This is a genomic window from Streptomyces sp. NPDC086835 (genome assembly GCF_044745705.1).
Taxonomy (GTDB): Bacteria; Actinomycetota; Actinomycetes; order Streptomycetales; family Streptomycetaceae; genus Streptomyces.
Window position 1 is genome coordinate 328,222 of record NZ_JBIVAU010000003.1, and the last position, 22,613, is coordinate 350,834.

Annotated in this window: 6 protein-coding genes and 2 pseudogenes; 1 reads left to right on the top strand and 7 read right to left on the bottom strand. The window is 72.4% G+C overall.

Annotation, left to right across the window (positions count from 1 at the left end; translation table 11 throughout):
- Positions 1-554: 554 nt before the first annotated feature.
- The 5 genes and pseudogenes from ACIPJI_RS13065 to ACIPJI_RS13085 form a co-directional block, all read right to left on the bottom strand.
- Positions 555-1,169, bottom strand: coding sequence for a hypothetical protein (locus tag ACIPJI_RS13065; protein WP_402246144.1), 615 nt, complete (start codon positions 1,167-1,169; stop codon positions 555-557).
- A 77-nt stretch (positions 1,170-1,246) separates the two neighbouring features.
- Positions 1,247-1,843, bottom strand: a pseudogene (locus ACIPJI_RS13070) (FAD-dependent monooxygenase); the annotation flags it as partial.
- Positions 1,844-1,891: 48 nt separating this feature from the next.
- Positions 1,892-2,863, bottom strand: coding sequence for an alpha/beta fold hydrolase (locus ACIPJI_RS13075; protein WP_402246146.1), 972 nt, complete (start codon positions 2,861-2,863; stop codon positions 1,892-1,894).
- Between the two features lie 92 nt (positions 2,864-2,955).
- Positions 2,956-3,231 (bottom strand): annotated as a pseudogene (locus ACIPJI_RS13080) (transposase); the annotation flags it as partial.
- Between the two features lie 1,541 nt (positions 3,232-4,772).
- Entirely contained in the window at positions 4,773-5,507 is a 735-nt protein-coding gene (locus ACIPJI_RS13085) for a DUF2470 domain-containing protein (RefSeq protein WP_402246148.1), read from the bottom strand.
- Positions 5,508-6,133: 626 nt separating this feature from the next.
- Here ACIPJI_RS13085 and ACIPJI_RS13090 point away from each other — a divergent pair.
- Positions 6,134-7,501 (top strand): lysine N(6)-hydroxylase/L-ornithine N(5)-oxygenase family protein, encoded by a 1,368-nt coding sequence (locus tag ACIPJI_RS13090; RefSeq protein ID WP_402246150.1) that lies wholly within the window; start codon positions 6,134-6,136, stop codon positions 7,499-7,501.
- Positions 7,502-7,576: 75 nt separating this feature from the next.
- On the opposite strand, the gene ACIPJI_RS13095 is transcribed toward ACIPJI_RS13090, so the two are convergent.
- Together ACIPJI_RS13095 and ACIPJI_RS13100 are read right to left on the bottom strand one after the other, a co-directional pair.
- Positions 7,577-14,593: an amino acid adenylation domain-containing protein gene (locus tag ACIPJI_RS13095; RefSeq protein ID WP_402246152.1), complete on the bottom strand. Its 7,017-nt coding sequence runs from the start codon at positions 14,591-14,593 to the stop codon at positions 7,577-7,579.
- Positions 14,590-22,467, bottom strand: a complete 7,878-nt coding sequence (locus ACIPJI_RS13100) for an amino acid adenylation domain-containing protein (protein WP_402246154.1) — start codon at positions 22,465-22,467, stop codon at positions 14,590-14,592. The genes ACIPJI_RS13095 and ACIPJI_RS13100 overlap by 4 nt, the downstream gene beginning before the upstream one ends.
- Between the last annotated feature and the right edge of the window lie 146 nt (positions 22,468-22,613).

The window sequence follows — 22,613 nt, forward strand, 5'->3', positions numbered from 1 at the left end:
GATTGATAGTGGGCACTGAAGAGGGATGGTCGGCATCAAGATCACCATCATTCCTCAGAGGTGACGGCGCATCACTTCGGTGTGTCGAAGGTGGCCGTGCCGCGGTCGGTCACCGTGCGACGGCCGGCGAAGTCGCTCACTGGAGCCCTGCTGTCTCGCCTACAAGGGGCCGAAGGCGCGTACACGGGGATGCCGTCGGCCGCGGTGCAGGCGGTGACGTCATCGATCCCGGTTCAGCGAGCCACGTCCTCGAAGACGGCCGGGCCCAGGGTGCCGCGGCCCTTGGCGTCGTGGGCAAGGTCGAGCACGGTCTCGCTGTGTCAGGGGGAAGGGATAGCCGGCTGCACTCCTTCCTGGCAAACGGCGTCACCGAACTCGGCCTGGCTGTCGGGGGTATCTCGCCTTCAGCGAAGGGACAGCGGCTGGTGTGAGGGTGGCGGATCGCTGGGTACAGCGCGGTTGAAGCTCAGGTCATTTCGGCTGGGTGACATGGAAGGCGCGCTGCGAACCGCGTGCGAGCCCGCGGCGGCCGTGCTTGCGTCCGTGGCCCGCGTTCACACCCGGAGGGGATGAGTCGCCGCACCGACCAGCGCCAGCCAGTCGATCAGCCCGGCCGGGTCGGCCCTCCCGCACTGGAAGCCGACATGCCCGTCCGGACGGACCGCCACCAGACCGAGCCCCGGGCTGTTCGCCAGCCGCAGGACGGTGACGTGGGAGTCGGTCACCGCCTGCGGCGGCGGGGGAGCGGCGTCGCACTGCAACAGCAGGTGCACACCCGGGCCGGCCAAAAGTTGGTGGAGCCGCCGTGGAGCCCCGCCGAGGCTGACGGCCGCGTCCGTCAGGCGGTCTCCTGGGCGGGGTGCACCCCGCAGGTCGCGGTATCCCTGCACCGACAAGGGGCTGTGCCGGTAGTTCACCCGCAGCTGGGAGATGAGGCGCATGGCATCGGCGACCAGCCTGCGCCGGTCCAGAAGGGCGGGTACGGCCGGGGCTGCGCGCGGGGCGGCCACTCCGCGCAGCCAAGAGGGGATCCGCCCGGTCGACGCCTCCGCGCAGAACGCCATATGCGTAAGGACGATCCGGTGGTGGGCAGCCGGTCTGCGCTCCTGGTCGTAGGAGTCCAGCAGCACGTCGTCAGCGGGCCCGCCCTCGGCATGGCCTGCCGCCAAGCCCAGTTTCCAGCCGAGGTCACAGCGTCCTGAATGCCGGCGTTCATGCCCTGGCCGGTGGCAGGCGAGTAGTTGTGGGCCGCGTCCCCCGCGAGGAAGAGCCGCCCCTGACGGAACCGCCGCGCGAGACCACACCGCAGCGGCACCCGCGCGGACCAGGCCAGGTGCTCGATCCGCGCCGGCGTTCCCGCGTCGCTCAGAAGCCGCTGGAGCTCGGCCTGCGGTACGGCGGCGCCGGGCTGACCGAAGTCCGGCCCGGGTTCGCCGGCGGCCGCCCGCGTGGCCAGCAGCCGCCAAGCGGCCTGCTCTCCGAGCGGGAAGAGGAACACCAGCCCATCACGCCGCGCGAACACCTGAGCACCGGAAGGACCGGCGCGACCCGCGGCACCCGCCACGTCGAGGTCGGCGAGGATCACCTCCACGGCGTACGGCCTGCCGTGCCAGCCGATGCAGGCAAAGGCCCGCACGGTACTGGCGGGCCCATCACAGCCGACGACGAAAGGACAGCTGATCTCTTCCGTGCCGCGCGGCGATCGCAGGACGGCCGACGCGTCGTGTCCGTCGTCGCGGGCAGCGATCAGCTCAGTGGACCGTGTCGTGGCTCGCCGGCTGCCGACGCCTGCACCGCCGATACGAACGCAAGGCAGAGCACTTCCTCGCCTTTGTCGGCACAGCCGCGGTCCTCATCGGCTTCCGTCAACTCGCCGAGCGAAAACAACGTCTTAGCTCCCCGAACCGTCCCGGGCCGGGGCGGCCACCGACTCGACGGCTTCGACGAGAGCGTCGGCGCCTTCCCAGTTGATCATGTGGCCCGCGCCGGGCACGGTAACCAGCCGCGCACCGCGTATGCCCGCGGTCATCCGTTGCGCGTGGACGGGCGGTGTCGAGCGGTCGTCGGCGCCGACCACGACGACGGTGGGCACGGTGATCTCGCCGAGGCGCGGATAGCGATCCTCCGCGGCGAAGGCCCGCACCACCGGCAGCAACGGGGGGTGGTCCTGCCGTAGGAAGACATCGCGGTAGACCGAGATCATCGCCGGGGACGGCCGACGGCCGCACTGGACGGCGCCGAAGAGGAGCGCGCCGGTTCGCGTACACATCCAGCGCTGGATGATGCCGGCTCTGATCAGCGGGATCTGCAACCGGTTCTGCGGCGCTCCGTCGTAGATCCGGCCCGCCCAAGTAGCGACGAGCACCAGGCCGCGCAGACGGCGGACGACCTCGCCGTGGTCCAGCACCGCACGGATCGCGAGGAATCCGCCCATGGAGTGGCCCACCAGCACACCGTCCGTGACGTCGAAGTGCTCCAGCACGGCGGCGTAGTCCGCCGCCATGGGCCCGGATCCGGCGCCGTCACGGCCGAGTGTGGACCGCTCGTGGCCCCGCTGGTCGAAGGCTATGACACGGTGGCCGGCCGATCGCAGTTCCTCCCAGATCAGATTCCACTCCAGCAGTGAGGCGCCGTAGCCGTGGGCGAGCACCACTGCTGGGCCCTCCCCCGCCACGAGAGCCCGCAGCACCGTCCCGTCCGGCCGCGGAATGAACACCTCTTCGCCTTCGGGCTCCCGCGCGAGCCGGTCCAGCGGGTACGGATCGGGGTTCCGCGCGATCCGATCGGCGGCCGCCCGTGCCGCCGCCACACCGGCGGCGCCCAGAACGGCAAGGGCGGTGGCGCCCGCTCGTATGCCCTTCATCGCATGCCCCTCCCGAGCGGATGACTACGGGGAGTCTACGCAGCGCGCCCTGAAGGGAACCGGGAATCGCCCCCTTCCGTCTGGTTTCCGTTGTCGAGGATCACGCGGTTGAGCCGGGACCACACCCGGTCCCGGCTCCACTGGGCAAAGCGCCGGTAGACCGCGGGCCAGGCCGGTCCGAACACCGGTGGCAACTGCCGCCAGGTACAGCCCGAAGCAACCACGAAGATGATCGCCGCCAACGTCTCACGATCACCCGCCCGACGCCGGCCACCACCCTGCGGGCGCCTCACCGCGGTCGCCGGCACCACGCGCCGGAACAACACCCGTACCTCATCCGGCACAAGCCGCTCCACCACGTCCACCATGAACCGTTCAATGACCCACAGCACCAAAAGAAGCGACCTCTAAGATGTCGTTTCCGTCTGCATCACATGCATTTAGTGCGATTCTCAAGGTGCAGGATCGCGATGTGGCAGTGACGGCAGCCGTAGTTGATGCATGCGGATTCGGTGGGGTGATGCGTGCGGCCGGACGGGAGTTGTTCCTGTTGGCGAGGACGGCACCGCGGGTGGCCTCCGCCAAGAGGTTCGGACGGCCCAAGCCGGATCCGGATCAGGGCGTCGAGGAGCTCGCCTCGCCCTGGGCGAACCTCTCGACCGCTCTTAGCCGTAACTCCTCGCGGAACTGCTGCCGTCGGCGGTCAGCCCGCCTCCTCGTGGATACCGCATGCCCAGGTGATCCCGCAGCGGACGACGAGCCGTCAGCCCCTACGACTCCACGAGTTCAGCCTTAGTAGACAGTGAGCCCCTTTCAGCGCTGACACTCCAGGGGAGGACGGCAGCGGAGTTTCACGACAGGCGGCTCGGGGCCGCATCGGGCCCGGCGAAGATCCGCCACGACTTCAGTCGCGCGACACTCCGTTCGACCGGTGCTCGCGCCGGTCGAACCGGCCCCGATCGGCCGTGCGCCGAGTCGGCGTGAGTTTCCGAAGGGCGGGGCATGTGACCGGGGTGGTCACCCAGGGGCCGGCGCCGCTGTAGGTAGGCCGCTCCAAGCCCGCACCCATGTCCTCCAGGTCCTGGAGGGTTTCGTCCGTGGGGGTGTCGTACTTTCGGTAAAGGATCAAGGTGCTGGTGCCGGAGTAGTTGGCGCGTTCGATCCAAGGTTGAGGAACCTCGCCTGGTCCCGGGCGAAGCAAAACACAGCCGCTGACGGCTTTTTGAGAGGTTGTGCCTCCTCAAGCGGCGGGGGGCCGGCGGCAAGGGATGCCTCAGTCCACGCCGCCCGGTCACGCGACCCGAGTGGCGCACCTGCCAATGATCGCCGCCCTACCCGCCGCGGCAGTCGACGTCTCTGCCCTCGTGGCGCTGGACCGCACGTCCTGCGGTGGATGATGAAGGCCGTCCTTGCGCCCGGCGCCGCCTTGCCGGCGCCGGGCGCAGCGAGACGGATGAGTATCTGCCGGCGCGGCGCGGTCGGTCCTGGCGGAGGGGGCCGACGGCCGGAGCGCAGGCGCAGATCGCGGTGCACGGCACGGTCGGATCTTGATCATGTCGCCGGCGCTCGAGCTGCTCGTGCAGACCGGCGGAGGCGTGGTGGAGGGTCGGCCGCGGCGGGCCGATGGTGGCGGTGTGCTCGCTGGAGAACGACGGGGTTCTCACCGGCCTGGGTGTGAGGTCGACGACGAATGGCCCTCTGACCAGGCCATTCCGGTGTCGATAGCGCGCCAGGCGGCGGCCGGTCACTCGCGCCTGCCGCTCTCCCACCTCTCGAGACACTCGGCCCGGCCGAGCTCGCCCGCACCGCGGCGCCAACCCGGCTCTTCACCCGGGTGAGCACCCGCGCCGGCACATCGCCGCCACCTGGTCGGGCGGGCGGAACTGGAGGGGTGGTGCGGGTTCGGGCGTCATGGCCGGGTGGACTGCCGGCGTCGGCGCGGGCAGGCGTGAGCGGCGGCGAGAAGTGTCTGGATGCGGTCGCCGACTTCAGCGGCTGCGTGTACGGGGGCCGAGAAGGGCACGCGGATGTCGCGGTGACCGCGGGCATATTCGAGCCTCAGCGTGATCCCGTACCGGTCGAGGCGGAGCGGCCACACACGCAGGACGCCGTGGAGATGCCGCAGGTCCACCAGCCGCGCGAGCTGTGCCACCGAGTCGGGGTGCGCGTCAGTCAGGTGGAGGAGCAGTCCCGCCTCGTGGCCGGCCAGCGGATCCGCCTCCGCCAGGACGAGTTCATCGAGGCCGACGACCAGGATGCCTTCCTCTGCTTCGAGGGTGGCGCGCACGAGGTCCAGGCGTAGTTCGACGGTGGTCCCCTCGAGGTCCGGGCCGACCGGGGTCAGCCAACCTGACAGGACGACCCGGGCGCGCACCCGGTCCCGGACGGCGGTGGGTGCGACATCGGTGAACTCGAGCATGGCGGCCAAGTTGCCGCGAGGGGCGCAGGCGACAGCGACGGCGAGGTGGCTGGCGGCCGACAGCTCCAGCGTCAACCGGCCCCGGGTGTCAAGGGAGTGCAGGCCCACCAGGTCACAGCGGTGTCCGTTCGTCGTCACCGTCAGGGACTCCGCGGCGGCGAGCACGGAACGGACCCGTTCCGCGGGGGTCGGCTGGGCTGCGCAGAGGGCGGCAGCGTTCGTCATTTTCCTGACCTCCATCAGGTTAGGCTTGCCTAACTTAATGGATGGTCGGTTGGTTGGCCACCCCCTGTCGGCTCAGGCTGGTGAGAACGAGGTGAGTCTGCGGCGCTCCCGTGGTTTCTCCGTCAGGTCCATGACGCGGTGGCGGTCGCGTCGTCGAGGCCGGAGGTCTTCGTCGCGGGCCGGCGCAACGGGGTCTGCCGTCAGTGCGGGTGCTATGGACCCGGGTTGACGCTGGTAGCCGTAGAGCTCACGGGGGTAGCGGTCCGCGGAGTCGGCCGGGAACCCGCCTTTGTTGAGGAGGGTCCAGAACTCGGCCTGGTTCGAGCCGGGCGATGGCTCGTCGAGGAGGAGTGCGCGCTGGGCGCCGAGGGCGTGGTGAGGGCCACACGCTGCTGTTTTCTGCCGGAGTGTCAGCGGTCCGGGTCGGGCGTATCAAGCTGTGGCGTATGCGGCATGGGTGGACATTGTGAGCGTGGTCGGAACGGCGGGGCGCACGGAGGTACGCGCGGACTTGACACCCCGTGCGGTCTAGGGGAATTTAGGCACGCCTTACCTTAGTAGCAGTCTCTATTGTGGTCGTGTGGTGCGCGGCCAACTCAGTCGTACGATCGAACGGAAGGACCAGTATGTCGGGACGTCGCGAGGACAGCGGCCAGGCTGAGGGCGGCGCCGCCCGGGATCTGGTCGGCATAGGTTTCGGTCCGTCGAATCTGGCTCTGGCCATCGCCGTCGCCGACCACAACCGCCGCGACCCCGAACGGGCGCTGCAGGCACGTTTCGTTGAGCAGCAGGAGCGTTTCGGCTGGCACCGCGGCATGCTTTTGGAGGGGGCGACGATGCAGGTCTCCTTCCTCAAGGACCTGGTCACCATGCGTGACCCCAGCAGCCGCTTCTCCTTCCTGATGTACCTTCAGGACCGAGGGCGCCTTGCCGACTTCATCAACCAGAAAACGTTCTTCCCCACTCGGATCGAGTTCCATGACTACTTCGAGTGGTGCGCCGCCGAGTTCGGCGACAGCGTCGACTACGGGCGGCGGGTCACCGAGATCCGCCCCGTGCGCAACGGAGACCGAGTCGAGGCCGTCGACGTCGTCTCGGAGAGCGTCTCCGACCCGTCCGACCGAGAGGTGCTCAGGGCCCTCAACGTCATCGTCGGTACCGGTCTCAAGCCCCGCCTTCCCGAAGGCGTGACCCAGGGCGAACACGTCTGGCATACCCGCGACCTGCTCTTCCGCGCACCGCAGTTGAAGGACCTCCGGCACCGCAGGTTCGTCGTGGTGGGTGCGGGACAGTCCGCCGCCGAAGCCGTCGACTACCTGCACCGGACCTTTCCCAACGCGGAGGTCAACGCGGTCTTCACCCGCTACGGCTACAGCCCCGCCGACGACAGCCCCTTCGCCAACCGCATCTTCGACCCCTCGGCGGTCGACGACTTCTTCACCGCGCCTGAGAACGTCAAGCAGGACCTCTACGGCTACCACCGCAACACCAACTACTCCGTGGTGGACGGCGACCTCATCGAGCAGCTGTACCGCACGCACTACCAGGAGAGGGTCAGCGGCCGGGAACGGCTGCGGTTTCTCAACACCACCGAGCTCGGCGGCGTCGAGGCCCTGACCAACGGAGCCCGCGTCCTGGTCCGCTCGCTGACGACGGGCCAGCAGGAGACGCTGGACTGCGACGCAGTCGTGATGGCCACTGGCTACAGTCCGGTCGACCCGCGCGACCTCCTCGGCGACCTTGCTGCCGACTGCCTCACCGACGAGCAGGGCAGGGTGCACGTGGACCGCGACCACCGCGTGCTGATGAGCGAGCATGTGGACGTCGGCGTCTACCTCCAGGGCGGCACTGAGCACACCCACGGCGTGACGTCCTCGTTGCTGTCCACCCTTGCCATCCGCTCCGGTGAGATCGCCGACTCCCTCCTGCTGCGCCGTACCGCCCAGGCGTTGCGCGCCGACCGTGGCCGGGAGATCGACGCGTTGCTCGGCTGAGCACACGGCTGACGAACTACGGCGCCGCCCTCCACACCGTTTCCGGTGTGGAGGGCGGCTTCGTATGTCCGCCTGCTAACCCCATCCCTCGGTGCGCTCGGTCAACACCGCCGCGATCCGCCGCAGCGCCGACGGGTCCAGCAGACCGTCGTGGTCGTCCGCGACGGTGTGCACGACGACCTCGCCGTCCGTGTACGCCGCCCAGTCCTCGGCGGGCCGTGGGGCGTCGGAGGCGCGGAAGTGGAGCAGTGTGCCCTGGTACCGGGCGGGGGAGTAGGCCGACAACAGGCTGGTGGCCACCGCATAGTTGGCGTGCATCGCCATCACGGTCGTCTCCTCCAGACCCAGCCCGTCCACCGCCGCATCGACGGCAGCCGCGCCGGCGTCGTCCGCGGCCGCGTCCCCGTCCGCAACGGAGTAGGAATCGAGCAGCGCCAGCAGCTCCACGCGCTCCCCGCGGGCCTGGAGACGGCATGCCAAGGCGTGGGCGACGACACCGCCCAGCGACCAGCCCAGCAGCCGGTACGGGCCGTGCGGCTGAACCCGGGTCAGTTCCGTCAGGTGGGCTTCGACCAGCTGTTCCAGGGACTCCACGGCCGGTCCGCCCGCCAGGTTCGGCGCCTGAAGAGTGTGGATCGGCACCTCATCCGGAACATGCGCCCGCAGCGCCGCGTACCGCCAGCCGAGTCCCGTCGCGGGCGCCGGGCACCACAGCGGTGCCTGGTTGCCCGCGGACCGCAGACTGAACAGCACGTCGAGGCCCGCACCGGTGTCAGCCTGCTCGTCCGCCGTGGACCGCAGCCGGCCGGCGAGCGCGGCCGCCGTCGGATGACGGAAGAGGTCCGCCACCGCCATCTGCCGTCCGGTGGCGCGCTGGAGCCGGTCCCGCAGCCGCACCAGCAGCATGGAGTGGCCGCCGAGTTCGAAGAAGTCGTCGTCGATGCCGACCTCGGGCAGGTCCAGCACCTCGGCGAAGATCTCGCAGACCAGGGCCTCGGTGAGGTCGCGAGGTCCCCGGCCGGTCCGTGACTCCACCGCCTGCGGGGCGGGCAGCGCACGCCGGTCGAGCTTGCCGTGGTCGGTCAGCGGCAGCGCGTCCAGCTCCACGAACGCCGACGGCACCATGTAGTCCGGCAGCATCCGGCTCAGCTGGGCGCGCAGCGCGGACGGGTCGAAGTCGGCGCCCGCCGCCGGGACGACGTAGGCGACGATGTGCTTGCCGCGCGGACCGTCCTCGCGTACGTCGACCGCCGCCTGGAGGACGGACGGGCCCGCCGCGAGGGCAGCGGTGATCTCGCCGAGCTCGATGCGGAAGCCGCGTATCTTCACCTGGTCGTCGGTGCGGCCGAGGTAGTCGATCGTGCCGTCCGGCATCCAGCGCACCAGGTCGCCCGTGCGGTACATGCGGGTGCCGGGCGGGCCGAACGGGTCCGCCACGAAACGCTCGGCCGTCAGCGAGCGCCGGTCCAGATAGCCGCGGGCGAGACCGGCCCCGGCCAGGTACAGCTCGCCGATGACACCGGCCGGCACCGGCTGGAGCCGGGCGTCCAGGACGTACGCGGTGGTGTTCGCCGTGGGCCGGCCCACCAGCGGGCGTTCACTGCCCGCCACATTGGCGGCCAGCGCGTCGACGGTGCACTCGGTGGGCCCGTACAGGTTGAACCCGGCCGTGCCCTCCAGCTCGCGCATGTCCCGCCAGAGCGGGGACGGCACGGCCTCACCGCCCACGCCGAGCGCGAGCAGGGGGCAGCGGCCCTCCTTGATCAGCCCGGCGCCCGCGAGCTGCATCGCGTGCGACGGTGTGACCTCGATGAAGTCGATCCGGTTCGTCTCGATGAACGACACCATCTGGTCCGGGTCGCGCAGCGTGTCCTCGGTGACGATGTGCAGCGCGTGGCCGTCCAGCATCCACAGCTGCGGCTGCCACGCCGCGTCGAAGGCGAACGACCAGCCGTGCGCCACCCGCAGGCTCCGCCCGCCCGCGGCCGCGACGGTAGGCCGGTAGAGCAGCTCGCGGTGGCTGTGGAAGAGGTTGGCGATGCTGCGGTGCTCCACGACGACGCCCTTGGGCAGACCCGTGGAACCGGAGGTGTAGATGACGTACGCCGGGTGCTGCGGCAGCGGGTCAGGCAGCTCGCCCGTCGGAGCGGTGCTCTCGTCGGAGAGCGACGCCTGCGTCTCCGCCGCGTCCAGAATCAGGGTCTCCGGTCCGCCGTCTCCCGCGAGACCCGCGAGCGCCCCGGTGGTGATCAGCAGCGTGGGCGCGGAGTCCCGCAGGATGTGCTCGATCCGCCCCGCCGGGTAGCCCGGGTCGATGGGGACGTACGCGCCACCGGCCCGCATGACCGCCAGCAGCGCGACCACGGTGTCGGCCCGGCGGGGCAGCAGAAGGGCCACCATCCCCTCCGGCCCGACGCCCCGGTCCTGCAGCAGCCGGGCCAGGCGTGCCGTGCGCCGCTCCAGCTCGGCGAAGGTGTACGCGATGTCACCGCACACGAGCGCCGTGGCGTCGGGTGTGCGCGCCACCTGACGGGTGAACAGTTCGGTCAGCGTCGCCACCGGCGCCTCGACCAGGTCGCCCTTCCAGTCGACGAGCACCTGCCGGCGTTCGTCGGCGGAGAGTAGCTCCAGGCTGCCGAGAGGACGCTCGGGGTTCTCGGTGACGGCCTGGAGCACCCGCAGGAAGCGGGTCGCCATGTTCGCCACGGTGTCGTGGTCGAACAGGTCGGTGCTGTACTCCACACCCAGCCGCATCCCGTCCCGGCCATGCTCCTCGGTGATCTCGAAGGCCAGGTCGAACTTGGCCGTTCCCATGTCCACCGGCTCCTGCCGGACTGCGACCTCGCCCAGCGCCAGGTTCATCGGCGCCCTCGCCTGGTGACTCAGCATCACCTGGAACAGCGGGTGGCGGGCCATGGACCGCGCCGGGTTGAGGAGCTCCACCAGCCGCTCGAAGGGAATGTCCTGGTGCGCGTACGCGGCCAGGTCGGTCTCCCGGACACGGGCCACCAGCTCCCGGAAGCCCGGATCGCCGGACGTGTCCGTACGGAGCACCAGCGTATTGGCGAAGAAACCCACCACGTCGTCGACGGCGTCGTCGCTGCGGCCCGCGATCGGCGTTCCGATGGGGATGTCCGAACCCGCGCCCAGCCGGGTGAGGAGGGTGCCGAGCGCCGCGTGCAGCACCATGAACACGCTGGCGTCGCAGCGTCGGGCCAGCGCCCGGACGGCCCGGTGCAGCGAGGCCGGAACATCGACGTCGACGGTCGCGCCGCGCAGGCTCGGCGCGGCGGGCCGCGGCCGGTCCGTGGGCAGCGGAAGCTCCTCCGGCAGCCCCTCCAGCGTCTTGCGCCAGTACTCGGCCTGGCGGTGCAGCAGCCCGTCCGGGTCCGACTCGTCACCGAGCAGCGCGCGCTGCCACACCGCGTGGTCCGCGTACCCCACCGGCAGCGGGACGAAGGAGGGGCGCTCGCCCCGGCTGCGGGCGGTGTACGCGTCCGCCAGGTCCCGCAGCAGCGGCAGCGCGGACCAGCCGTCCGCTGCGATGTGGTGCAGGACCAGGATCAGCACGTGCTCCCCGGGGCCGACGGCGAACAGCTCGGCGGCGAAGGGCGCTTCCTCGTCGATACGGAAGGGGCGCGACGCCGCGTCCGCGAGCCGGCCGGGCAGCTCCACCTCGGTGACCGGCGTGACCCCGAGCTCCGGCCGCGCGGCCTCCACGTCGAGGATGACCTGCCGGGGGTTGCCCGCGTCGTCGGGCAGCACCGTCCGCAGCGCCTCGTGCCGGTCCGTCAGGTCACCGAGCGCGGCCCGCAGCGCGTCGGCGTCGAGGGCGCCGGTGAGCCGGGCCGCGAACGCCATGTTGTACGCCGGGTTCGGCCCTTCCAGCCGGTACAGGAACCACATGCGCTGCTGCGCGAACGACAGCGGCAGCGGATCCGGGCGCTCCCCGGCCCGCAGCGGCGGCCGGGTGCTGCGCGTGCCCAGGCGCCGCGCCAGCGCGGCGACCGTCGGCGCGTCGAAGACCGTCCGCAGCGGCAGTTCCACCCCCATGGTGGAGCGGACCCTACTGGCGAGCCGGGTCGCGAGCAGCGAGTGCCCGCCCAGAGCGAAGAAGTCGTCGTCGATGCCGACCTCGGGCACCCCGAGGACCTCCGCGAACAGGTCGCAGAGGATTCCCTCCGAGGGGTTGCGGGGGCGCCGGCCCGCCACTGCCGGGCCGCGCTCGGGCGCGGGCAGCGCCCGGCGGTCCAGCTTGCCGCTCGGCGTCAGCGGAAGCGCGTCCAGCACGACGAACGCGGACGGCACCATGTGCTCCGGCAGCGATCCCGCCAGATGGTGGCGCAGCTCCGGGGCGTCGGCGGTGCCGGTGGTGTAGGCCACCAGCACCGGGTCGCCGTCCGTGCCGAGGTCACGGCGGGCCACCACGGCGGCCTCCCGGACGCCGGGGTGCTGCGCGAGCACACCCTCGATCTCACCGGGCTCGATGCGGAAACCGCGAATCTTCACCTGGTCGTCGGTCCGGCCCAGGTACTCGATCACCCCGTCCGCGTCGCGCCGGGCCAGGTCTCCCGTGCGGTACATCCGGGTGCCGGGCGGGCCGTACGGGTCGGCGACGAACCGCTCGGACGTCAACCCCTGCCGCCCCAGGTAGCCGTGCGCCAGCTGAGGGCCCGCCAGGTACAGCTCCCCGGGCACACCGGCCGGGACGGGGCGCAGGGCCGCGTCCAGGACGTACGCCGAGGTGTTCCACACCGGGCGGCCGATCGGCACGCCGGCGCGGTCGGCGCCGTCGGCCGGGCACGGCCAGGCGGTGACGTCCACGGCGGCCTCGGTGGGCCCGTACAGGTTGTGCAGCTCGACCGCGCCGCCGAAGAGGCCGTGGAAGCCGCGCACCAGCTCGGGGGTGAGCGCCTCACCGCTGCACAGCACCCGGGTCAGGCCCGCGCAGCCCGCCGCCTCGGGCTCGGCGAGGAAGGCGCGCAGCATCGACGGGACGAAGTGCGCCGTGGTGACGGACTGCTCCTGGATGAGACGCGCCAGGTACTGCGGGTCCAGATGGCCCTGCGGGCGGGCCACCACCAGCGTCGCACCGGTGATCAACGGCCAGAAGAACTCCCACACCGACACGTCGAAGCTGGACGGCGTCTTCTGGAGCACCCGGTCGGCGGAGGTGAGGCCGTACTCGCCCTGCGTCCACAGCAGGCGGTTGACGATCGCCGAGTGCGGTACGACGACGCCCTTGGGGCGGCCCGTCGAGCCGGAGGTGTAGATGAGGTACGCCGGATCGGCCGGGCGGACGGCGGACGCCGCGGCACCTCCGGCGGCGGGAAGGGCCCTGGCCTCCGGGCCGTCCAGAGTGAGCACCGTGGCCGCGCCCGGCAGCCGGCCCAGCGTCGCGGTGTCCGTCAGGACGGCCACCGGACGCGCGTCGTCCAGCATGAACGCGATGCGGTCCTCCGGATAGCCGGGGTCCACCGGCAGGTAGGCGGCACCGGCCCGCAACACCGCCGTCAGTGCCACGACCAGGTCGGCGGAGCGGGGCAGCACGACCGCGACGACCACGCCCGGGCCAGCGCCCTGCCGGGCCAGCCAGCCGGCGACCCGCTCGGCCCGCGCGTCCAACTCGGCGTAGCTCAGCCGGTCGTCCTCGAAGACCACGGCGGTGGCGTCGGGAGTACGGGCCACCTGCTCGGCGACGAGCGCCGTGAGGGTGGTGTCCGGTACCGGGTGGGTGGTGCCGGGCGCGGTCAGAAGGCGAGCCTCGTCCTCGCCCAGAAGGTCGACGCGGCCCAGCGGTTCGTCCGGCGTGGCGGCGAACGCCTCGAAAGCGCGGCGCAGCCGGTCGGCGACGGACCGCACCTCCTCCTCGTCCAGCGCGTCTGGCCTGTACCCCAGCTCCAGCCGCAGGCGCGTTCCGGGCAGCACGGTCAGCGCGAGCGGGTAGTGCACGCCCTCGTTGCCGCCGGCTGCCTCCAGACGCAGTCCCGGTGCGAGTTCGGCCAACGACTCGGGATCGAACGGGTAGTTCTCCACCACGGCGAGAGTGTCGAACAGCTCCCGCCCGCCGGCCAGCCGCTGCACCTCGGCCAGGCCCAGGTGCTGGTGGGAGACCAGCGCGGACTGCTCCTCCTGGAGCCGGGCCAGGGCCTCTGCGAACGGCTCCGCCGGAGACAGGGCGGCCCGCACCGGGACGGTGTTGACGAAGACGCCCACCATCGACTCGACGCCCGGCAGGTCGGCCGGCCGGCCGGACACCATGGTGCCGAAGACGACGTCGTCGCGACCGAGGGACCTGGCCAGCGTGAGCGCCCAGGTGCCTTGGACGACGGTGCCCAGGGTCAGTCCGCGGGCCCGTGCGACGGCGGTGACCGAGGAGGTCAGCGTGGGGTCGAGTTCGACGACGGCCTTCCGCGGCGGCTCGGTCACCGACTCGGACGCGCCGGGCGCGATCAGTGTCGGGCCGTCCAGGTCCGCCAGTGCCGTCCGCCACGCGGCCTGGGCGGCGCGCCGGTCCTGCGCGGCGAGCCAGTCCAGGTACACGCGCGGGGAGGCCGCCGGAGGAAGCGGGCGAGCGGCGTCGCCCGCGTAGTGGGCGAACAGTTCCCGCACCAGCAGAGGCTGCGACCATCCGTCGAGGATCATGTGGTGGTTGGTCAGGACCAGCCGGTGCAGCTCCGCGCCCAGCCGCAGCAGCGTGAAACGGACCAGGGGCGGCTGCCCCAGGTCGAATCCACGCTCCGAGTCCAGGACGGTGAGCCGCTCGGTCTCCCGCTCCCGCTCGTCCTCGAGCAGTCCGGACAGGTCGGTGAAGCTCCACGGCACGTCCACCCGGGACGGGACGAGCGCGGCCGCCTTGCCCTGCCGGTTGCGGCGGAACGCGGCCCTAAGGCCCGGCTGGCGGTCCAGCAGGGCCTGGGCGGCGGCCCGCAGCCGCGGCTCGTCCACCGGCCCCCGCAGCGTCAGCGTCAGATGGCCCGCGTACACGTCTCGGCCGTCACCGTCGAGCTCCGTCCGGAACAGCAGACCCTCTTGGAGCGGGGTCAGCGGGAGGATGTCCTCCAGCTTGGCGCGGGCAGTGCGGCCAGTCACGAAAGCCTCCAGTCGGCTTCGAAGTCGTCGATCTCGTCCTGGCTGAGGGAGATCAGTGAGAGGTCGGAAGGCGTCCAGCCCCCCGCGTCGGGCTCGTCGGTGTGCGCCACCAGAGCCGCCAGGTACGCCAGCCAGCCGTCGGCGAGCGACCGGACGACGTCCGCGTCCAGGGCCTCGCCCGCGTACGACCAGGTGGCGCTCAGCCGGGCTCCTCCGGGCGCGGCCGCCACATGGACGTCGATCTCCAGCGCGTGCGCGAGCGGCAGCGCCGGGTCGACGCCGTGGAACATGCCCTCGTCACCGGCGACCGGCTGCCACGGGCTCTCCTTATCGCCCGAACCGAACCGCCCCAAGTAGTTGAAGCAGATCTCGGGCACGGCCAGCGCGGCCAGACGCTCAGCGGTCTCCGGGTTGAGATGGCGCAGCGCGCCGAACCCGAGACCGCCGTCGCCCACGGCGCGCAGCTGCTCCTTGACCGCCTTCAGCGCCAGGCCCGCCGCGGGACCACCCGCTCGCACCTCGGCGAGGTCGACGGGCCCCGGGTCCAGCCGCACCGGGTGAACGGTGGTGAACCAGCCCACGGTCTGCGCCAGGTCGACGCCCTCGGCGACCGTCTCCTCACGGCCGTGCCCCTCCAACTGCACGCTCAGGCCCGCGTCCGCGACTCCCGAAAGGCGACGGTGGTCGGCGACGGCGAGGGCGAGCGCGGTCAGCAGGACGTCCTCGACGTTCGCGTGGAACGCCGCGGGCACCCGGGTCAGCAGCGCCTCGGTGTCCTCGGCGCCCACGGACACGGTGTGCCGGCGGAGGGTCCCGGAAGTGTCCCGGGCCGGGTCCAGGGCACGGCCGGCCAGGGGCGTCCCGCCGCCGAGGGCACGAGCCCAGTGGTCGGCCTGCCGGACGGTCTCCTCGCGCCGGGCGTACGTGCGCAGCAGCCCGCTCCAGGCACGCAGTGAGGTGCCGGTGGGCGGCGCCTGTTCGCCGCGCCACGCGGCGTCGAGGTCCGCGCACAGGACGCGCCAGGACACGCCGTCGACCACCAGGTGGTGGACGACGAGGACGAGCCGGTTCTCCGGCTCCCACCACACCGCCTGCACCATGACGCCGGACTCGGGGCGCAGGCGGTCCCGGGCGGCCGCTGCCTCGGCCGCCGCGTCCGCCTCGGCACGCCGCAGCACGTCCCCGGCCCGTACGGAACCGGGCGCCGGGGCGTCGAGCTCCCACGTGCCGTCGTCCGCGCGTACCGATCGGGCCCGCAGCGCCGGATGCCGGTCGAGCACCGACTGGAGGACGCCGGTGAGCCGTTCGTACGTCAGCCCCGCCGGGGTGGACAGGGTCATGCCCTGGCTGTAGCCGTCGACGGTGGCGGGCGTGGGCGCCGAGTCGGCGAGCTCCCTCAGCCACGCCATGATCGGCGTCTCCGGCACCCGGCCCACACCGTCGTCGGAGGCTTGGCCCGTCGCGGCCCTCTCCGGCCGGGCGACGGCGGCCAGAGCGGCCGGTGTCTGGTGGCGGAAGACGTCGCGGGGGCCGAGCTTCCAGCCCGCGGCGCGGGCGCGGCTCACCAGCTGGAGGGAGATGATGCTGTCGCCGCCCAGCTCGAAGAAGTTGCCGTCGGCGTCCACCGTCTCCTGGCCGAGCAGGGCGGCGAACAACTCGCAGAACAGCTTCTCCGCCTCGGTGACGGGTGCGCGTCCACCGCCCTGCTCGGGCAGTTCGGGTACCGGCAGCGCGGCACGGTCCACCTTGCGATTGGCCGACTGGGGAAGCCGCTCCATGGGCACCCACAGTGTGGGCACCATGTGCTCCGGCAGCAGGGCCGCCGCATGGGCGCGCCATACATCCGTGTCGGCAGTGTGTCCCAGGGCGGGCACCACGTAGGCGACGAGGCGGCGCGAGCCCGGCAGGTCGTCGCGGGCGATCACCGCGACCTCCGCGACGCTCTCGTGCCGTCCGAGGACGGCCTCGATCTCGCCCGGCTCGATGCGGAAGCCGCGGATCTTCACCTGGTGGTCGGCTCGGCCCAGGCACTCCAGTTCGCCGTCGGCGGTCCAGCGCGCCAGGTCGCCCGTGCGGTACATCCGGGACCCCCGCGGACCGTACGGGTCGGCGACGAACCGCTCCGCGGTCAGCCCCGGACGGCCCAGGTAGCCGCGGGCCAGACCGGCGCCCGCGAGGTACAGCTCACCGGTCACACCGGGCGCGACGGGCCGGAGCCGGTCGTCCAGCACGTACGCCGCGGCTCCCCTGATGGGCCGTCCGATGCGGGGCGCGCCCTCACCGGTGACCCGGGCGACCACCGAGTCCACGGTGCACTCGGTGGGACCGTAGAAGTTGTACGCCATCGTCGCCGGGTGCGCCCCGAGGTCCCGCCACAGCGAGTCCGGCATGGCGTCCGCCCCGGGGCCCAGGAGGGCGGGCCGGTGCCTGCCCTCGTCCAGCAGCCCGTGCTTGATGAGCTGCTGGAGGTGGGCCGGGGTCAGATCGAGGTAGTCGACCCGCTCCTCGGCGACGTACGCGGCCACGGCCTCGGCGTCCGGGTACGTCGACTCGTCCAGGACGTGCAGCTCGTGCCCGCCCACCATCAGCAGCACCGGGTCGAGCGAGGCGTCGAAGGCGAACGAGGCGATGTGCCCCACCCGCAGCCGGCGCCCGCCGACCTCGGGCACCTCGGGCGGGAACAGCGTCGAGGTGTGCGCCGCGTACAGGTTGGCGAGGTTCGCGTGGGTCACCACGACCCCCTTGGGGCGGCCGGTGGAGCCGGAGGTGTAGATGACGTATGCGGCGTCGCCGGGCCCGGCCTGCGCGAGGGTGACCGGCGCCGCCGGCTCCTCGGCCTCCACGAAAACCACGGGGACGTCCGGCCGGTGCGGAAGGGTCTGGGCCAGATCACGGGTGGTGAGCAGGCACACGGGCCGTGCGTCGTCCAGGGTCTGCGCCAGCCGCTCCTCCGGGTAGGTGGGGTCCAGAGGCAGGAACGCGGCACCCGACCGCAGTACGCCGAGCAGCGCGGCGACCGTCTCGTGGCGGGGCAGCGCCAGGGCCACGAACTTCTCCGGCGCCGCGCCGTGCGCGGCCACCAGCCGGGCGATCCGCTCCACGCGGGCGTCGAGATCGGCGTACGTGAGCCGCTCGACGGCACCGGATCGGGAGCCGAGGACCAGCGCGACCGCGTCCGGGGTCCGCCGGACCCGCCGTGCGAACGCCTCGTGGAGGGAGGGCTCCTGGGGCGCGGCCACGGGCGGCGCCAGCAGCGTGCCCCTCTCCGCCTCCGTCAGGATGTCGTGGTCGCCGATCGGCAGCTCCGGCCGGGCGACGGCGGCGGACAGCAGCCGCACCAGGCGGTCGGCGAGGACCTCGACCGTGTCCGGGTCGAACAGGTCGGCACTGTACTCGGCGAAGCCGCTGACCTCGTCCGCGTCACCGTCCGGGTCGAACCGCTCGATGAACGTCAGGCTCAGGTCGAACGTCGCCGTGCCGGTGGCCACCACGTGCGGCCGGGTCCGCAGACCCTCCACCGGCAACTCGGAGGCGGTACCGGCCTGGTGCACCACCATCACCTGGAACAGCGGGTGACGGGCCGTGGACCGCGGCGGGTTGAGGATCTCCACCAGCCGCTCGAACGGCAGGTCCTGGTGCTCGAACGCCGCGACGGCCGTGTCCCGCACGCGCCGCAGCAGCGTCTCGAACGACGGCGCCCCGGACACGTCCGTGCGCAGCACGAGCGTGTTGACGAAGAAACCGACGAGGTCGTCGAGCGCTTCCTCGCCGCGCCCGGCAACGGGCGTGCCGACCGGAATGTCCTCCCCGGCGCCGAGCCGGGTCAGCAGCGCGGCCACCGCAGCCTGGTACACCATGAACGGGGTGATGCCGAGCGAGGCCGCGAGCGTCCGTACCCCGCGGGCCAGTTCGGCCTCGACCGTGAACCGGACCATGCCGCCCCGGTTGGACGACTCGGCCGGGCGGGGCCGGTCGGTGGGCAGCCGCAGCTCGTCGGGCGCGCCGAGCAGGGCCTCCTTCCAGTACGCGGCCTGCCGGGCCGTCAGGCTGCGCGGATCGTCGGCGTCGCCGAGGAGCTGTCGCTGCCAGATGGCGAAGTCGGCGTACCGCACGGGCAGCGAGGGCCACTCCGGGGCCCGCCCGGACAGCCGTGCCCGGTAGGCGTCGGCGAGGTCGCGGACGAGGACGGGGAGGGACTGACCGTCCCCGGCGATGTGGTGCAGCAGGAGGAGCAGCACATGCTCCTCGGGGCCGGTCTCGAACAGGACCGCGCGCAGCGGCGGTTCCTCCGCGAGTGCGAACACATGGGCCGCCGCGGCGGCCAGTTCGGCCTCCACGGTCTTGGGCGCCGAGCGGCGTACCTCCAGCCGGGGGCCCCGCTCCGGCTCCAGCACGACCTGGCACGGCGATCCGTCGCGCTCCGGAAAGACCGTACGCAGACTCTGGTGGCGTACGGCGACGTCGGCGACGGCGTCGGCGAGGGCGGACGTGTCCAGCGGCCCGCTGAGGCGCAGCGCGGTGGGGATGTTGTAGGCCGGACCCGGCTCCTCCAGTCGGTGGAGCAGCCACAGCCGCTGCTGCGCGAACGACAGGGGCGCGGGATCACCGGTGGCGCCGGCGATGTCGGCCGTGAGCGCGGGCCGGGCGGTGTCCTCGTCCCGGCCCTGGGCCTCGTCCAGTACGCGGGCCAGCGCGGCCGGGGTCGGAGCGTCGAACAGCGCCCGCAGGGCGGGCCGGACGCCGAACTCCGCTTCGACGCGTGTGATGAGCCGGGCGGCGAGCATGGAGTGGCCGCCGAGCAGGAAGAAGTCGTCGTCCGGCCCGACCGCCGGAAGCTCCAGCACGGCGGCGAACAGCGCGCACAGCGACGCCTCGCGTGCCGTGGCCGGCTCTCTGCCGGCGGCACGCCCGTACACCGGCGCGGGCAGCGCCCGGCGGTCCAGCTTGCCGTTGCTCGTCAGAGGCAGCTTTTCCAGCGTGACGATCGCCGCCGGCACCATGTGCGCGGGCAGCACCGCGGCCAGGTCCGCGCGCAGCCGGTCGGTGTCGGGCACGGTCGCGCCCTCGGCGGGCACCACATAGGCGACGAGGCGCGGGTCCCCCGGCTGGTCCTCGCGGGCGATGACGGCCGCCTGCGCGATCCCCGGGTCCCGGCGCAGCAGTTGCTCGATCTCGCCGGGCTCGACGCGGAAGCCCCGGATCTTGACCTGGTGGTCGACCCGGCCCAGGTACTCCAGGACACCGTTCCCGGTCCAGCGCGCCAGGTCGCCGGTGCGGTACATCCGGGTGCCGGGGGCGCCGAACGGGTCGGCGACGAACCGCTCCGAGGTCAGCCCCGGACGGCCGAGATAGCCGCGGGCGAGCCCGTCACCGGACACGTACAGCTCGCCGGGCGAGCCCGGCGGCACCGGGTGGAGTCGGTCGTCCAGCAGGCGGACGGCCGTGTTGTGCACCGGGGTGCCGATCGGCACCACCGGACCCGCGTGGTCCGGACGGCAGGTCCACAGCGTGGCGTCGACCGTGGTCTCGGTGGGGCCGTACGAGTTGAACATCCGGGTGGTGGCCGACCAGCGCCGCATCAGCTCCGCCGGGCATGCCTCGCCCGCCACGATCAGCGTGGCCCCCGCGGGCAGCGACCGCTCGTGCGGCAGCGTCGCCAGCACGCCCGGGGGCAGCGTCAGGTGGGTGACCGCGTGCCGCGCGCAGAACTCGGCGAGCGGCGGCCCCAGCCGCTTGTCGGTGGGGACGACGATCAGCGTGGCGCCGGTGAGCAGCGCCATCGTCCATTCCCACACCGAGGTGTCGAAGCTGAACGAGGCGAACTGCAGCACCCGGCTGCCCGGGCCCGCCCCCAGCTCCTCCGCCATGGTGGACACCAGGCTCGGGATGCCCTCGTGGGTGACCACGACGCCCTTGGGACGTCCGGTGGACCCCGAGGTGTAGATCAGGTACGCGGCGTGACCCGGCGTAGAGGGGCGAAGCGGGCTTTGCCTGCTACGGGAGGGGCGTGACGTGTCGTCGAGCAGGACGACCGGGAACTCGCCCTGAGGAAGCCGGTCGGCGGACCTGGAGTCGGTGACCAGCAGGCCCGGCCGCGCGTCGTCGAGCATGAGGGCGATGCGGTCGGCCGGGTACTCGGGATCGACCGGCAGATAAGCGGCTCCGGCCTTCATGACGGCGAGCGCCGCCACCAGGAAGTCCCCCGAGCGGGGGAGGGCCACGGCGACGACCTGCTCCGGTCCGGCGCCAAGCGCGGCCAGTTCGCCGGCCAGCGCGTCGGACCGCTCGTCCAGTTCGGCATAGCTGAGCCGGTGCTCCTGCCCGGCGTCACCCCCGGTCTCCCAGACGAGCGCGGTGGCGTCGGGGTTCTCGCGCACGCGGTCCCGGAAGAGGTCCGGGATGGTGGCGCGCTCCAGCGGACGCCGGTCGGTGCCCCACGTCGTCAGGACCCGCTCACGCTCCTCCTCGGCGAGCAGGTCCAGGTCGCCGAGCGTCGTGTCCGGGGCGTCCAGCACGGCCGCGAGCAGCCGCTCGAAGCGGCCGAGCAGCCGCCCGACCGTCTCCTCCCGGTACAGGTCGCGGCGGTAGGTCGTGTCGAGGGTGAGCGTCCCTGCCGCGTCCAGCACCGCGGAGACGGCCAGGTCGAACGCGGCCGCGTTGCCCGGCACCGGCCGTTCGGCCGGCCGCACGCCGGGTAGCTCGAAGCCCTCCCAGACGTCACTCCGCAGCGAGAACATGACGTCGAAGAAGACGTGGTGCCCGGCCGTGCGCTCCGGGCGCAGCTCCTGAACAAGGGTGTCGAACGGGACGCTCTGGTGCGCGTAGGCACCCAGACAGACGTCCCGCACCTGCTGCAGGAACGAGCGGAACGTGGTGTCCGGGGTGGCCCGCGTACGCAGCACCAGTGTGTTGCCGAAGTTGCCCACCAGCCGCTCGGCGCCGGAGTCCGTGCGCAGCACGGCGGGCGATCCGACGAGGAGGTCGGGCGCGCCGGCGGCTCGGTGGAGCAGTGCGTTGAACGACGCGAGGAGCGCCATGAAAGGGCTGACGCCTTCGGTCCGGCACATGGCGTGCAAGCGCTCGCGCAGCGCGGCGGGCAGCGTGCGTACCAGCCGCCCGCCCTCCTCGGCGCGGTCCGGCGAGCGGGGGAAGTCGGTGGGCAGGGGCAGCGGCGCGGGCGGGTCCGCGAGCAGCTCGCGCCAGTGGGCGAGGTCGTCGGCCGTCCAGGGCGCGCGCTGCTGTTCGCGTACGGCGAGGTCGGCGTACTGGAGGGGGAGTCCGGGGAGCGGCTGCCCGGTGTAGACGGCGGCGACCTCCTGCAGCAGGACCTGCCAGCTGCCGTCGTCCCAGGCGATGTGGTGGGCGACCAGCACGAGGACGTGTTCGTCCTCGTCGAGCCGCAGGATCTCCAGGCGGACGGGGGTGTCCGCCGACAGGTCGAAGGGGCGCGCCGCCAGCCGGGCCGCGGCTTCGTCCACCGCCGCCTCGCGGTCCGCGGCTGCGACCGCGGACAGGTCCCTCTCGCCGATGGCCGGCTCGGCCTCCGGTATCAGGATCTGGACCGGCTCGCCGTCCTCACCGGGCCGGTAGACGGCACGCAGGATGTGGTGCCGCTCGATCACGGCCCGCAGTGCCTGCCGCAGCCCGGATACGGACAACTCGCCGGAAAGGCGCACCGCCACGCATATGTTGTAGGCGGTGCCGTGCGGCTCCAGCTGGTGCAGCAGCCACATCCGGCGCTGCGCCGAGGACAGCGGAGCCGGCCCCTCCGCCCGGACCGGGGGATTCTGCGGGGATGTGTCCCCTCCGGGCTGCCTGGCTATTCCGCGGGCAGCCAGTTGACGGCGCAGCAGCTCGCGGCGTCGTTCGTTCACGTCTGCGCTGTGGCCGATGTTCGCACCCGACAAGAAGGTTCACGTCCCCTCAACCTGACTGATGGGCCGAACCATAACTTAGGATAGCCTTATCTTGCTATTGTGAGCCCGCTCGCCGGGCTGCCGCCTCGGCGGGGGAAACCCCC